The sequence below is a fragment of the Streptomyces sp. NBC_01471 genome (assembly GCF_041438865.1).
GTDB lineage: Bacteria > Actinomycetota > Actinomycetes > Streptomycetales > Streptomycetaceae > Streptomyces.
In genome coordinates this window covers 123,798-137,630 of sequence record NZ_CP109450.1, presented here as the reverse complement: position 1 = coordinate 137,630, position 13,833 = coordinate 123,798, and the positions used below count along the sequence as shown (strand labels likewise).

Here is a 13,833-nt window from a genome sequence, read left to right as displayed (position 1 = left end):
GACACGGGCCGCCCCCCCCGGGATTGATGAAGTCTTTGCCCGTGGCTCGAACTCGTCGTTCTGCCGGTCGGAGCCGGAGCCACAAGACGGCCACGGCTGGGCTTCCTTCGACCGGGGTCCACCGTCACCCGGAAGCCGAACGGCTGAAATGCCTGGGTAGAGAACGGCGCCCGCGTTAACGGTGCGTTGACTGCATGCAGTCGTGTGACTCACGCTCGTCATATAGGTGCTGATTACAACTGATCCGGTCCGGTAGCCCGTTCGCCCGTGTATCCGCTGGTCAACGCGGGGGTACGAGGCTCTGGCCGTGGTCGGAAGCAGGAGGAACACATGTGTGGGATCACCGGCTGGGTTTCTTTCGACCGTGATCTGCGGGCCGAGTCCGAAACATTGGATGCAATGACCGAGACGATGGCCTGCCGTGGTCCGGACGACCGCGGCACCTGGATCAACGGTCCTGCGGGCCTCGGGCACCGCAGGCTGGCCATCATCGACCTGCCCGGCGGACGTCAGCCGATGACCGTCGCGACCGACCAGGGTGACGTGGCCATCGTCTATTCGGGCGAGGCGTACAACTTCACCGAGCTCCGCCGTGAACTGACCGGCCGCGGACACCGCTTCGTCACCGAATCCGACACCGAGGTCGTGCTGCACGGCTATCTGGAGTGGGGCGAAGGGGTGGCCGAGCGGCTCAACGGCATGTACGCCTTTGCCATCTGGGACAGCCGCCACCAGAAGCTCGTGATGATCCGTGACCGGATGGGCATCAAGCCCTTCTACTACTACCCCACATCGGACGGTGTGCTCTTCGGGTCCGAGCCCAAGGCGATACTCGCGAATCCGCTGGCCCGGGCGAAGGTCACTCTCGACGGGCTGCGCGAGCTGTTCGCCTTAGTCAAGACCCCCGGTCACGGATTCTGGGACGGCATGCACGAGGTCGAGCCCGGCACGGTCGTGACCGTCGACCACGGCGGTCTGCGCCGGCACGTCTACTGGTCCCTCGAGACCCGGGCGCACACCGACGACCAGGAAACCTCGATCGCCAAGGTGCGTACGCTGCTCGACGACATCGTCCGCAGGCAGCTCGTCTCCGACGTGCCCCGCTGCACGCTCCTCTCCGGAGGTCTCGACTCCTCCGCGATGACCGCCATCGCGGCCCGCCAGCTCGCGGAGACCGGTGAGACCGTCCGCAGCTTCGCCGTCGACTTCGTCGGACAGGCCGAGAACTTCGTCGCCGACGAACTGCGCGGCACGCCCGACACACCGTTTGTCCACGATGTGGCCCAGGCATCCGGCACGGACCACCGCGACATCGTGCTCGACTCGCACGCGCTGGCCGACCCCGACGTACGCGCCCGGATGATCACTGCCCGCGACATGCCCATGGGCTTCGGCGACATGGACGCCTCCCTGTTCCTGCTCTTCAAGGCCATCCGCGAGCAGTCGACGGTCGCGCTCTCGGGGGAGTCCGCCGACGAAGTCTTCGGCGGATACCTCCAGTTCTTCGACGAGGGGGCCAGGAACGCCGACATGTTCCCGTGGCTGGTGCGCTTCTCGGAGCACTTCGGGGACGACTCCGACGTCCTGCGGTCGGACCTGAGTGCCAAGCTGGATCTCCCCGGTTACATCCGGGACAGCTACGCGGGAGCCGTTGCCGGCATCGAACGGCTCGCGGGTGAGAGCGACTTCGAGTACCGCATGCGCAAGATCTGCTATCTGCACCTCACCCGGTTCGTGCGGGTGCTGCTCGACCGGAAGGACCGGGCGAGCATGGCGGTCGGCCTGGAGGTCCGGGTGCCGTTCTGCGACCACCGGCTGGTCGAGTACGTGTACAACACACCCTGGTCGCTGAAGTCCTTCGACGGCAGGGAGAAGAGCCTGCTGCGGGAGGCGACGGCGGACGTGCTGCCCAAGTCCGTCTACGACCGGGTGAAGAGCCCGTACCCCTCCACCCAGGACCCCAGGTACGCCGTCGCTCTCCAGGAGCACGCCAAGGACCTGCTGACCAAGCCCTCCCACCCGGTCTTCGACCTGGTCGACGCGGACCGGGTGCGCCGCGCGGCCCAGCGGGACGTCCCGCAGATCACCCAGGCGTCCCGGCGCGGGCTGGAGCGCACGCTCGATCTGGCGCTCTGGCTCGACCTCTACAAGCCGGAGCTGACGCTCTCCTGAGCTGTTGTCCGTGAGCCGTTCCTGAGCCTTCGGGCGGGCTGCCGCAGCTGTGCGGCGGTCCGCCCGTGCGTGTGCCGCAACGCCGCTGTGGGCCCCTCCGCGCGAGGGCGTCCGGGTGAGGCTGCAAAAGACCAGGTCAGGCCGGTGCTGCTGCTGCGCGTTGCGGATTCACCCGGATGGGGTGATTCTGGTGGAAGTCATAGTGTGTCCATCCGATTACTTTCGGTGTCCTCGGGGCTGTCATGTCAGACGAGGTGAGGCCGGTACACCGCCGCCCACCCTGATGAGGAGACGCAGTCGTGATCACTGAAACACCCCGCGAGTACGTACTGGACCTGGAAGCAACACCCGACAGGGTGCCGCAGGTCCGGCGTATCGTCGCAGCGCATCTTCGCCACTGGCAGCTCGACGGGCTGATCCAGCCGGTCAGTCTGGGCGTGTGCGAACTGCTCACCAACGTCCATCTGCACGCCGGCGAGGACAAGCGCTGCACCCTGGAACTGCGCTGGACCGGCCGCAACTTGACCGCGGCCGTGCTGGACGCCAGCCCGCGGCTGCCGCAACTGCGCTGTGCCAGCCCGCTGGTCACCCACGGCCGTGGCCTGCCGATGGTGTCCACGCTCAGCGACAGCTGGGGTACGCACGCCACCGAGGACGGCAAGGTCGTCTGGTTCACGATCCGCGCCCAGGCCGCGACCGGCAGCCGGCTGGAGCCCCGGAACCCCCTTCCCGCCGTCTCGACGGCGGCCCGCAGCCTCGTCGTCGCGGAGCCGTCCGGGCTGCCGCAAGGGCGCACCGAGGACGCCCGGCTCGCGGAACTCGTGGACGCCGGCTCCTGACACCACCACGGTCCTGCGACGCCCGGCGGCGCAGGACAGCACCGGTTCCACCGTGCCCTGCGCCGGCAGTTCGGCCGCGCAGGGCACGCGTGGTGCCCGGTACTGTCCTGCCGCCCCTGCCCGGCGGGCGGCGGTCAGTCCCGGAGCAGCCCGGCCACGGCACGGCCGAAGAGCAGCCTCCCCGACTGCGAGGTGAGTACGTCGAAGGCGCCCGGCAGCCTCGCGACCCGCAACTCCTCGCGCCACACGACCCGGCAGCCGCACCCCTCGGGGCGCACCTCGATCGAGGCCCGCCCCAGCACCACCCTGCCCCGCTTCTCCAGGCCGCAGAAGCCGGGACGTCCGGACCCCGGTGGTTCCCAGCGGACGACCTCCATCGGATCGTCGAACCCCGCGGGCCCGATCCCCGTACGTGCGACGAACCTGGTTCCCACCCTGTTCGGGCCCGGGGTCACCACGGTGATCCTGGTCAGCGGCACATGGGCGGCGTGCAGTTCCCACCGGGTGAGGCGCCGCCAGGCTTCTTCCGGGGGCAGCGCGCTGCATCGTTCGATGCGGAACTCAGCCATGGGGGCGGACATCCGGACGGTTTCGGGCGGGCGCGGTACGGACCGTGTACATGTGCGGCGAGGCTCCCTGGTCGTCGGTCGGTGACGGGTCGTCGCTCCGGCGGAACCCGCCCCAGGTTAGGCGCAGGCCCGGGGCGTCCCCGGCTCCCGGCACCCGGCAGAGGGTGGTGTGTCTCCACGGGGGAGACACACCACCCTCTGCCGGGCCGGCCGCGCCCCAGCCGCGTCCGGAACGCGCCGGGCCCGCGGCTTCAGTGGCCGGTGCCCTCCGTGTCACCACGCTCCTTCGCGGTGTGACCGTCGTCGTACTGGATCTGCTCCTTGCGGACCTCGGCGGAGACTTCCTTCTGCTCGGTGACCTTCTCGGTCTCCATCCGAACCCGCTCCACCTCCACGGTCTCCTTGCTGACCACGGGCTGCTCGGCGTGCAGGATCACCTCGGACTCCGCCTCGCCGATCCGGGCACGGTCCCCGGTGGTGCGGTGGCCGTCCTTGATCGGCTCCCGTACGACGTGGACCTCTTCGTGGCTGACCGGGACGGTGGTCGTCACGTTCTCGGTGACCACCACCTTGCGCAGCCGTGCCCGGCCCGAGACATGCTCCTCGGTGCCGACGTGCAGCTGCTCCTCGGAGCGTATGAGCTCCTCGTTCTCGTTCATGGCCGCACGGGAGCCCATGCCTGCCGGGACGCCGCGTGCACCGGCGGTCGTGTCGGTACCGCCCGGGGCGTTGGCCCCGCCGTACATGCCGCCCTGTGCGTCACGGCTGCCCATGCCGGCGGCCGGGCCGGTTGCCTTCGCCGTGCCGCGGGTGCCCGCGGTGTCCGCCGCTTCACCGTGCAGCGGACCGGCTGCCTTCCTGTTCGCGGATCCGGCCGCTCCTGCGGCCCCTGCCGCTCCGGCGGCCGCCGGAGCCCCGGCGGACTGTCCCGGGTGGGTGAGGCCGTAGTGCTGGTACAGCTCCTGCTCCTGGGCGAGATCGAGGTGCTGGTCGGCGTCCAGCCGCGGGGCGTCCTTGACGAGTTCCTTGGCGTGGGGGATGTGCAGGGCGTTCTCCTCACGCCGGGCACCTTCGAGCGGGATGAAGGTTTCCTTGGTGCCGAACAGGCCGGTCTTCACGGTCGCCCACTCGGGGCGGCCACTCTGGTCGTCGAGGTAGACCTGCTCGACGCCGCCGATCTTGTCCCCGGTGATGTCGTAGACCATCAGGCCGGTCAGCTCATCGGGGCTGCGGAAGTCGGCTGCCATCTGTGATCACTCCCTTGTACGTGGTCCGGCAGAGGCTCGGACGGCCCCGCCCGCGGATTGCACGCGTTCTTCCATCGGGTACTCATTCCCGCCTCCCGGCAACACGAATGGACCTGGCCGACTGTCCGAATGCCCGATGAGGGCGGTCGGCGCGCCCTGACGCCCTCTTCGCGAAGAGGGCGACCCGTTACGCCATTCGAGTGAATTGGGGTGGGTGTGCTCCGGGGTGCGCCGACGTTGTCGCGCAAACGATCGCTCCGGGTGCCGTTGTGCGGGCCGGTGAATGAGGCGAGCATGGGTCCGGAGGTCGATCTTGCTGAGGACACGCGCCGCCAGGCTGTCCGACGCCGCGGTGCTGCCCCTGCTGGCAGCCGCGGCGGGTGCCGTGGACGCCCTGGCCTTCATCGCCCTCGGCCATGTCTTCGCCGGTGTCATGACCGGCAATCTGATCCTCATGGCCGTCGGTCTGGGCAGCGGATCACCGGGCGACGCGGCGTATCCGCTGGTCGCGCTCGCCGGTTTCGCGCTCGCCGTGGTCGTCGCGGGACGGTTCTGCCGTAAGCGCGGCGGTGCGCGTACGGATGCGGCCCCCGCCGATGACGAATCGGGCGCCACCTGGAGCCGGGGCGTGTTCGTCTGTCTCACGGTCGAGGTCGCCGTCCTCGCTGCTGTGGGCGTGGCCTGGGCGGCCACCGGTGGGCACCCGGACGGTGACGGGCGCGCCGCGCTGATCGCGGTCCTGTCGGTGGCGATGGGCCTCCAGACGGCCGCGATGTTCGCCGCCGGCCCCACCGGCGCGCCGACGACGTACTTCACCGGGACACTCAGCTCCCTGCTGACCGATCCGTCGGGCGGACGCCCGGCCGGGCGCAGACTCGCCGCACTGCTCGCCGGTGCGGTGGGAGCCGCCGCACTGCGGACCTGGGCACCGGCCTGGGCGGCGCTCCCGCCACCGCTGTGCGCGGCCGGGGCCCTGGCACTCGCCCTGTCGGCCGGATCGCGCGCTCCGGAGCCATGAGTTCGCGGGCACCGAAGCCATGAGAGGGCCGTCCCGCACGTACGGCTCCCGTTCCTCGTAACCGAGTAACCGAGTAACCGAGTAATCGAGTAACCGATCCGAGGGTTCCGTCCCAGGAGGCGCCATGTGCTGGAGTGCGACGGCCGACCTGGTGGCGGGCTCCGGCATCGCGGCGGTCGGCGTGGCCTGTCTGGCACTGGTGCGCCGCTCGCAGGATCTGCCGCTGGCCGCGCTGCCGCTGCTCCTGGGAATCCATCAGGTCATCGAGGCCGGCGTCTGGCACTCCGGCGGTGGCACCGGCCCCGCCACCACGGCATGGGCCGTCATCGCGTTGCCGCTGCTGGCCGTCTGGGTGCCCTGCGGCGTACTGCTCGCCGCGCCGCGCCCGGTGCGCCGCCGTCTGCTGCTGCCGCTCGCGGCCGGGATCGCGACGGCTTCCGTCCTCGCGCTCTGCATCGCCGTCCGCCCGGTCACCGCCGAAGTCCGCGGCCACACCGTCGGATACGTGGTCGACCTGCCGCTTCCCGCGCTCGTCGTCGCCGGATATCTGCTGGCCACTGTCGGATCACTGCTGCTCACCCCGGACGCGCTGCTGAGGCTCCTCGGTGCGGTCGTCGGTGCGGGAGCGCTGATCTGCTTCCTCCTCTGGAAGCTGGAGTACATCTCCACCTGGTGCGCCTTCGCCGCGGTCAGCGCGGTCCTGATGCTCGGCTGGGTCCGCCGGGGGCCCGGAAAACCCGCGCGCACCGCCGGACTCCGTACCCCCTGAAGCGGCTCCGGGCGGGGGATCCGGCGCCCGACACCCGGCCGGGATGCGGACCCGGCCAAGTGCGCACACCCTGGAGAGGAGGGGGATCCGCTGCGAGGAGGACGACTCATGTCCATGATGGACAAGCTGAAGCAGATGATGAAGGGCCACGAAAGCCAGGTCGGGAAGGGGGTCGACAAGGCGGGAGACGCCGTCGACAAGAAGACCGGCGACAAGTACAAGAGCCAGGTCGACACCGGCCAGGACCAGCTCAAGAACCGGTTCGGCGACCAGAACGACCCGCCCCGGTCCTGAGCGAGCCCCGCGCCCCACACATCTCGCTCGCTGCTCATGGCGGCTCCGGCCCCGGGCGGTGAGGCCCGGCGAGTCCGGGCCTCACCGCCCGGGGCCGCTGTGTGCGGGCCGGGCACATACGTACCGAGCTGATCAGTCGGCGAGTTCGCCCTTGATGGACGAGACGCTCAGTACGCCTTCGAACTCGGAGAGTTCCGCCACCAGTTGATGGACGCTGCCCGTCCCCTCGATGTCCATGTGGACGAAGGCCGTCCCCGCTTCGTCGTGTCTCAGCTCCGTGTCCTCGGGCGCTTTGTCGTCCGCACGGTCCACCCGCACCTGAACGACCTGGAAGCCCTTGGTTGTTGCCCGCTCCAGAATCCTGGTCAGCACACTCGTGCCGATCGTGTACGCGAGGTGCAGCCGGGTCTGCTCCGTCGTCGCGATCGACGGGATGCGCCGCGTCACCCAGGAGTAGCCGTGGACCACCAGGAAGTGGACCATGGTCGCGCCGATGGCCAGGAGCGGCAGCCCGCCGCCGCACGCCATGCCGATGGCGCAGGTGAGCCAGACCGTGGCCGCGGTGGTCAGCCCGCGGACGGCATCCCGGCGTACGAAGATGAGCCCGCCGCCGATGAAGCCGATGCCGGAGACGACCTGGGCGGCCACGCGTGACGGGTCGAAGGAGACGTTGTGCAGCGCGAGGACCGCGTTGAACCCGTGCTGCGACACCTCCATGAACAGGGCGCTGCCCACGCCGACCAGCGTGTGGGTGCGCAGCCCCGCGCTCTTCTGCCGGGTGGCCCGTTCGGCGCCGATGAGGGTCGACAGGAGCAGGGCCAGGCCGAGTTCGGCGAACTGACGTGCCCCTTGACCCGCGCCGGGGTCGAACAGGGGCGTGGCTACAGCGTGCAACAGACCCTCCATACCGTGCTGGAACTACAGCTCAGACCCTACGGCCTCACCCGCTGAGGCCTGCGGCCGCCACGGCTCCCCGCGCTGTGCACCAGTATGCGACCGCACTCTTGACAGGTCCAGACCAATCAGGCTTGAGTGCCCTCACCCCCACAAGCGGACATCGTTGTCCCGATGGCCGCGCGAAGGAGTGATCACGTGTCACGACGCCTCACGGCTCTGCTCACCGCCCTGCTGGCGGCCATCGGATTCGCGGCCTTCCTGCCGATGACCCCGGCCGCGGCCGCGACCTGCGCCTCGGCCTGGAATTCCTCGTCCGTCTATACGGGCGGACTGGTCGCCTCGTACAACGGCCACAACTGGTCCGCGAAGTGGTGGACCCAGAACGAGACCCCCGGCTCCGCCGACGTCTGGTCGGACCAGGGTGCCTGCGGCGACGGCGGCACCGTGCCGCCCGTCGACTCGGACTTCGTCGTCAGCGAGGCCCAGTTCAACCAGATGTTCCCGAACCGCAATTCCTTCTACACCTACAGCGGGCTGACCGCGGCGCTGAGCTCCTACCCCGCCTTCGCGAACACCGGCAGCGACACGGTGAAGCGCCAGGAGGCCGCCGCGTTCCTCGCCAATGTCAGCCACGAAACCGGCGGTCTCGTCTACGTCGTCGAGCAGAACACCTCCAACTACCCGCACTACTGCGACGCGACGCAGCCCTACGGATGCCCCGCGGGCCAGGCTTCCTACTACGGCAGGGGTCCGATCCAGCTCAGCTGGAACTTCAACTACAAGGCGGCGGGCGACGCGCTGGGCATCGACCTGCTCAACAATCCGAGCCTGGTGGAGACCGACCCGGCCGTGGCATGGAAGACCGGCCTCTGGTACTGGAACACCCAGACCGGCCCCGGCACGATGACCCCGCACAACGCCATGGTCAACAGTGCCGGTTTCGGCCAGACCATCCGCAGCATCAACGGCAGCATCGAATGCGACGGCGGCAATCCGGCGCAGGTGCAGAGCCGGATCGACAGCTACCAGCGGTTCGTCCAGATCCTGGGCACCACCCCGGGGTCGAATCTCAGCTGCTGACCCGTGGTGAGCGGGCCGGCGGGCCGGGGAGCGCACGACGGGCGCCCCGTCCGCCGGCCTTGTTCAGGCGGGCGGCTCACCCAGCACGTACAGCCCGGGAAGGTTCACCACCACGGCCTCCTGCGTGCTCCGGGCGATGACCACGACAGCGGTCTCGTCGGGACTCGGGTTCTCCTCCCGGTGCGGCACATACGGCGGAACGAAGACGTAGTCGCCCGGTGAGGTACGGATCCGCACCTCCTCGGGGGCGCCGCCGGCATCGTCGAGGAAGACGAACTCCGGATGTCCCTGGACGACATGGATCGCCGTCTCCGACGCCCCGTGGTGGTGGTTGGACGACGCCGTGTCCGGGGCGACGTGCGTCTCGCCCATCCAGATGCGTTCCGAACCGACGGTCCTCCCGCTGATCGCGGCGAACCTCCGCATACCGCCGCTCTGAGCGGTCCCGTCGTCGAGCGACCCGGCGCGTACGTGGTGCAGCCTGGCACGCAGCGGTCCCGCGTTCCGATCGGTGTCCCCAGGCGTGAAGTCGGGGTGGAACGCGTCATGTTCCGCCGCGGGGGAGCCGCCGGCGGGCGGACGGGGGTGCGAGACCATGGGATTCCTGTGTTTCGGTGCGGACCGGTTCCAGGCGCCGACCGTAGAGAGCCCGGCGAACGGAAGTCAAGACGCGTCCAGCGCCGGCCGACGGGTCCCGCGACGCCGCCGCCGGGCCGCGGCGGCTCGAAGGGCGCCCCGGCGGAAAGCGCGATCGCCGCCCCGCGCAGTGCGGAGCGGCGATCGGTGGGCCATCCGGTACGGGTGTGTCCGTCAGGCGGCGTTCTTGTACGAGGACGACTGCTGCGGCGGGTTGCCGGAACGGCCGCGGGGGGCACCCGCGGTGCGTCGTGCCTGAGCGGGGCGGCTACGCCGGCCGCGGGCGGACGAGGGGCTGCCCTTGGTGCGCTCGGCGACCGGTGAGGAGACGGTCACCGGCACACCCGAAGGCGCCTGGGCGCCGGTGATGCGGTTCAGCTCGGCCTCTCCGGACCGCACCTGCGCGACGTTCGGGGTGATGCCGGCGTCGGCCATCAGACGGGTCATCTCGCGCCGCTGGTTGGGCAGCACCAGGGTGACGACCCTGCCGGACTCGCCCGCGCGCGCCGTACGGCCGCCCCGGTGCAGATAGTCCTTGTGGTCGCTGGGCGGATCCACGTTGACGACCAGGTCGAGGTTGTCGACATGGATGCCGCGGGCCGCGACGTTGGTGGCCACCAGCACGGTGACATGCCCCGTCTTGAACTGCGCGAGGGTCCGGGTGCGCTGCGGCTGGGACTTCCCGCCGTGCAGCGCGGCGGCCCGTACACCGCTGTTCAGCAGGTGCTTGGTCAGCTGGTCCACGGCGTGCTTGGTGTCGAGGAACATCAGCACCCGGCCGTCACGGGCGGCGATCTCGGTGGTCGTCGCGTACTTGTCGGCCCCGTGGATGTGCAGCAGGTGGTGCTCCATCGTGGTCACCGCACCCGCGGAGGGGTCGACGGAGTGGACCACCGGGTCGTGCAGATAGCGGCGGACCAGCAGGTCGACATTGCGGTCCAGGGTGGCCGAGAACAGCATGCGCTGCCCGTCGGGGCGCACCTGGTCGAGCAGTTCGGTGACCTGGGGCATGAAGCCCATGTCGGCCATCTGGTCGGCCTCGTCCAGCACCGTGATGCTGACCCTGTCGAGGCGGCAGTCGCCGCGCTCGATGAGGTCCTTGAGCCGGCCGGGCGTCGCGACGACGATCTCGGCGCCGCCCCGCAGGGCACTTGCCTGCCTGCCGATCGACATGCCGCCCACCACGGTGGCCAGCCGCAGCCTCAGCGACCGGGCGTACGGGGTGAGCGCGTCGGTGACCTGCTGGGCCAGCTCGCGGGTGGGCACGAGGACCAGGGCCAGCGGCTGGCGCGGCTGGGCGCGCTGGCCGGCCGTACGGACGAGCATGCCGAGACCGAAGGCGAGGGTCTTGCCCGATCCGGTGCGCCCGCGGCCCAGTACGTCCCGGCCTGCCAGCGAGTTCGGCAGCGTCGCGGACTGGATCGGGAACGGCTCGTTCATACCCAGGCTGGTGAGCATCTTCAGCAGCTCGGGCGGCAGCTCCATGTCGGCGAACGAGGCGGCCGGGGGCAGTGCCGGGGTGATCGTGACGGGCAGCGCGAACTCGCCCTGCGGGGCGGGCCTGCGGCCGCGGCCACCGGAGCGGTTGGGCGCGCCGGAGCGGCCGGAGCCGCCCGAGCGGCTCGGCGCCTGGGAGCGGAAGCCGCCCCTGCCGGAACCTGCGCCACCACCTGTGCGGGTACGTGAGTAACGGTCGTTCGTGCGTGCTGTGCGGTCCATGCGGATCCTTCCTCGATGTGGCACGTATCGAGGAATTCTCGGCAGGGCACAAGAGGCCGAAGAATCGCAAGAACGAGCCGAAGTGAAGAGCGAAATCAAGGCCGGGCAGATCGGGGAAAAGCCGGGGCGGTGAGATCGAAACGGCCGGAAACTGCCGAACAGAGGCGGCTGGTGTACCGGCACATCAGGGGTTCAGGCGGGCCTTCGTCCGTCCTCCGGGAGCGACGGGCGGCGCACCTGGCCCCGGCGGGGCTGCGGTGAGCACCTGGGAACGGGCCCACTCCGGAACCGTAACAGGGAACCGGCCGGAGCCCGGACAAAGCAACGAGCTGGGGCCCGCACCCCAAGGTGCGGGCCCCAGCTGCGTGTCATGCGTCAGGCGGGAACGATGTTCTCGGCCTGCGGGCCCTTCTGGCCCTGCGTGACGTCGAAGGTCACCTTCTGGCCTTCCTGGAGCTCGCGGAAGCCCTGGGCGGCGATGTTCGAGTAGTGGGCGAAGACGTCAGCGCCGCCACCCTCCTGCTCGATGAAGCCGAAACCCTTTTCCGCGTTGAACCACTTAACGGTGCCAGATGCCATGTGAAACTCTCCTTCGGGGCAAAATGCCCGGAGGCCCGCACTGTGCGAACCCCACGTCGCCGCGATGATTACCACGTCCGGAATACTCCGGAAATACAAAAGTGCGCCCACCGGCACAGAAAGCCAGTGAGAGCACTTGAAGTCTTTGGGAACCACAACTGCAACTGGTAACGACAGTAGCACGCTGAGCACCCCGATGCGTGGCAGGTTTTCCCGATGGATGCTCGGATCGCGGAAAATCAACACATCGCGCCGTTATTCCTGCCGGGCGGAAATTAAATGGTGGTGGCCGCCACCCCTTCCGCCGGTTCGGCCGCCGCCACCGCCCTGACGAGCGGGGCCAGCTCCGGATCTGCCGCCGCCCGGTCGAGAGCGCTGCGCAGAGCCGCGTCATTCGTGGGGCGGGCCTGTTCCAGGAGCAGCGCCCCTGCGGCGGTGACGTCGGTGTAGATGCCGCGCCGGTCGGTGGGGCAGAGGTACCTGGAGAGCAGCCCCCGGTCCTCCAGTCGCGTGACGAGCCGGGTGGTGGCGGAGTGGCTGAGGACCACCGCGTCAGCGACCTGCTTCATCTGCAGATGGCCGCCCTCCCCGTCGTGCTGGCGGCTCAGGACGTCGAGCAGCGAGTATTCGCGCACACTCAGCTCGTGGCCGGCCTGGAGCGCGCGCTCGATGTGCGCCTCGATCCTCCCGTGCAGCAGGGAGAGAGCGCACCAGCTCTGGCTCAGGGCGGTCATCGCCGGGTCCGTCGCGGTCATCGGTGCCTCCTCCGGAGGGAGTCACCTGGGCGGTTGTCGACCTGAGGTGCCCGTGCCCTCCGCAGCGGCAAGTATAGCGCGCCTGCAATTAAGCGGCGCCTGCAAGTACCCGTCGCGCTGTCGGGGAGGGGTGGGCCGGGCGATCAGGAAGGTCAGGCGCCGAGGATGTCCGCGAGCCCGGGACCGGCCGGTTCATCCAGCTGTTCGTACGTGCAGCTCCGCGGGTCCCGGTCCGGGCGCCACCGGCGCCACTGGGTGGTGTGCCGGAACCGGGCGCCGTTCTCCATGTGGTCGTACGCCACTTCCAGCACCCGCTCGGGCCGGAGCGGAATCCACGACAGGTCCCTCTTGCCGCTCCAGCGGCTGGGTGCTCCCGGCAGCCGCGCCGTCTCGTGCGCCGCCTCCTGCGCCCACGCCGCCCAGGGGTGACCCTCCGCCGACTCCATGCGCAGGGACTCCAGCTCGGTGACGAGCTCCGCGCGGCGCTTCATGGAGAACGCCGCGCAGACGCCGACGTGCTGGAGTGTGCCCTCGCCGTCGTACAGCCCCAGCAGCAGTGACCCGACGACCGGGCCGGACCGGTGGAGGCGGTAGCCCGCCACGACGACGTCCGCCGTGCGTTCGTGCTTGATCTTGTACATCGCGCGCTCGTTGGGCAGATACGGCAGACCGAGCGGCTTGGCCACCACGCCGTCGAGGCCCGCGCCCTCGAAAGTGCGGAACCACTCCTCGGCCAACGCCGCGTCGGTCGTGGCGGGTGCGACATGCACCGGCGGCCCGGCATCGGCCAGCGACGCGGTGAGCCGTTCGCGCCTGACGGCCTGGCCCGTGGCCATCAGTGACGCGTCACCCAGGGCCAGCAGGTCGAACGCGATGAATGAGGCGGGGGTCTGTCCGGCGAGCAGCTTCACCCGGGACGCCGCGGGGTGGATCCGCTCGGTGAGCGCGTCGAAGTCCAGCCGGCCGTCCCGGGTGATGACGATCTCGCCGTCCAGGACGCACCGCTGGGGCAGATTTCCCAGCAGCGCATCCGCCAGCTCGGGGAAGTACCTGGTGAGTGACTTGCCCGTACGGCTGGTCAGTTCGACCTCCGGGCCGTCCCGGAAGACGATCGCCCGGAAACCGTCCCACTTGCCCTCGTACTGCATATCGGGCGGGATCTTCTTCACGGACTTGGCGAGCATGGGCCTGACGGGCGGCAGAACAGGCAGATCCATACTCAGATTCTGCGGCCGGACGCCCTCTCCCGCCCGATATGC

The 13,833-nt window shown here is 69.8% G+C and carries 14 protein-coding genes; 6 read left to right on the top strand and 8 right to left on the bottom strand.

The features are described 5' to 3' along the window. Nucleotides 1–330 precede the first annotated feature (330 nt). Nucleotides 331–2,172: an asparagine synthase (glutamine-hydrolyzing) gene (gene asnB, locus OG285_RS00670; protein ID WP_356832892.1), complete on the top strand. Its 1,842-nt coding sequence runs from the start codon at nucleotides 331–333 to the stop codon at nucleotides 2,170–2,172. A 299-nt stretch (nucleotides 2,173–2,471) separates the two neighbouring features. Beyond that, the gene (locus OG285_RS00665; RefSeq protein WP_371789793.1) at nucleotides 2,472–3,011 is read left to right on the top strand and encodes an ATP-binding protein; all 540 of its coding nucleotides are present in this window, start codon (nucleotides 2,472–2,474) and stop codon (nucleotides 3,009–3,011) included. 134 nt (nucleotides 3,012–3,145) lie between these two features. Here the strand turns inward: OG285_RS00665 and OG285_RS00660 are convergent, their stop codons facing one another. Both OG285_RS00660 and OG285_RS00655 read right to left on the bottom strand, forming a co-directional pair. Further along, nucleotides 3,146–3,580 (bottom strand): SRPBCC family protein, encoded by a 435-nt coding sequence (locus OG285_RS00660; RefSeq protein ID WP_356832896.1) that lies wholly within the window; start codon nucleotides 3,578–3,580, stop codon nucleotides 3,146–3,148. A 251-nt stretch (nucleotides 3,581–3,831) separates the two neighbouring features. Next, nucleotides 3,832–4,827: a PRC and DUF2382 domain-containing protein gene (locus OG285_RS00655; RefSeq protein WP_371789792.1), complete on the bottom strand. Its 996-nt coding sequence runs from the start codon at nucleotides 4,825–4,827 to the stop codon at nucleotides 3,832–3,834. Between the two features lie 313 nt (nucleotides 4,828–5,140). Here OG285_RS00655 and OG285_RS00650 point away from each other — a divergent pair, with 313 nt between their 5' ends. The 3 genes from OG285_RS00650 (at nucleotide 5,141) to OG285_RS00640 (ending at nucleotide 6,908) form a co-directional block, all read left to right on the top strand. After that, entirely contained in the window at nucleotides 5,141–5,845 is a 705-nt protein-coding gene (locus OG285_RS00650) for a YoaK family protein (protein WP_356832900.1), read from the top strand. 124 nt (nucleotides 5,846–5,969) lie between these two features. Beyond that, nucleotides 5,970–6,614: a DUF6629 family protein gene (locus OG285_RS00645; RefSeq protein ID WP_356832902.1), complete on the top strand. Its 645-nt coding sequence runs from the start codon at nucleotides 5,970–5,972 to the stop codon at nucleotides 6,612–6,614. A 108-nt stretch (nucleotides 6,615–6,722) separates the two neighbouring features. Continuing rightward, nucleotides 6,723–6,908 carry an antitoxin gene (locus tag OG285_RS00640; protein ID WP_356832904.1) on the top strand — a complete coding sequence of 62 codons (186 nt, stop codon included), beginning with the start codon at nucleotides 6,723–6,725 and terminating at the stop codon, nucleotides 6,906–6,908. Nucleotides 6,909–7,040: 132 nt separating this feature from the next. Here the strand turns inward: OG285_RS00640 and OG285_RS00635 are convergent, their stop codons facing one another. Beyond that, nucleotides 7,041–7,802 carry an MgtC/SapB family protein gene (locus OG285_RS00635; protein WP_356832906.1) on the bottom strand — a complete coding sequence of 254 codons (762 nt, stop codon included), beginning with the start codon at nucleotides 7,800–7,802 and terminating at the stop codon, nucleotides 7,041–7,043. Nucleotides 7,803–8,000: 198 nt separating this feature from the next. On the opposite strand from OG285_RS00635, the gene OG285_RS00630 reads away from it, so the two are divergent. Beyond that, the gene (locus tag OG285_RS00630; RefSeq protein ID WP_356832908.1) at nucleotides 8,001–8,885 is read left to right on the top strand and encodes a glycoside hydrolase family 19 protein; all 885 of its coding nucleotides are present in this window, start codon (nucleotides 8,001–8,003) and stop codon (nucleotides 8,883–8,885) included. Nucleotides 8,886–8,948: 63 nt separating this feature from the next. Here OG285_RS00630 and OG285_RS00625 read toward each other — a convergent pair whose 3' ends face one another. The 5 genes from OG285_RS00625 to OG285_RS00605 form a co-directional block, all read right to left on the bottom strand. Continuing rightward, entirely contained in the window at nucleotides 8,949–9,482 is a 534-nt protein-coding gene (locus tag OG285_RS00625) for a cupin domain-containing protein (RefSeq protein ID WP_371789791.1), read from the bottom strand. A 213-nt stretch (nucleotides 9,483–9,695) separates the two neighbouring features. Further along, entirely contained in the window at nucleotides 9,696–11,240 is a 1,545-nt protein-coding gene (locus OG285_RS00620) for a DEAD/DEAH box helicase (protein ID WP_356832912.1), read from the bottom strand. 375 nt (nucleotides 11,241–11,615) lie between these two features. Beyond that, on the bottom strand, nucleotides 11,616–11,819 hold the full coding sequence (locus tag OG285_RS00615; RefSeq protein WP_164265153.1) for a cold-shock protein: 204 nt from the start codon (nucleotides 11,817–11,819) through the stop codon (nucleotides 11,616–11,618). Nucleotides 11,820–12,094: 275 nt separating this feature from the next. Next, a complete protein-coding gene (locus tag OG285_RS00610) occupies nucleotides 12,095–12,574 on the bottom strand; it encodes a MarR family transcriptional regulator (RefSeq protein ID WP_356832915.1) in 480 nt (159 codons plus the stop codon). 152 nt (nucleotides 12,575–12,726) lie between these two features. Next, nucleotides 12,727–13,791, bottom strand: coding sequence for an ATP-dependent DNA ligase (locus OG285_RS00605; protein ID WP_371789790.1), 1,065 nt, complete (start codon nucleotides 13,789–13,791; stop codon nucleotides 12,727–12,729). Nucleotides 13,792–13,833 lie beyond the last annotated feature (42 nt).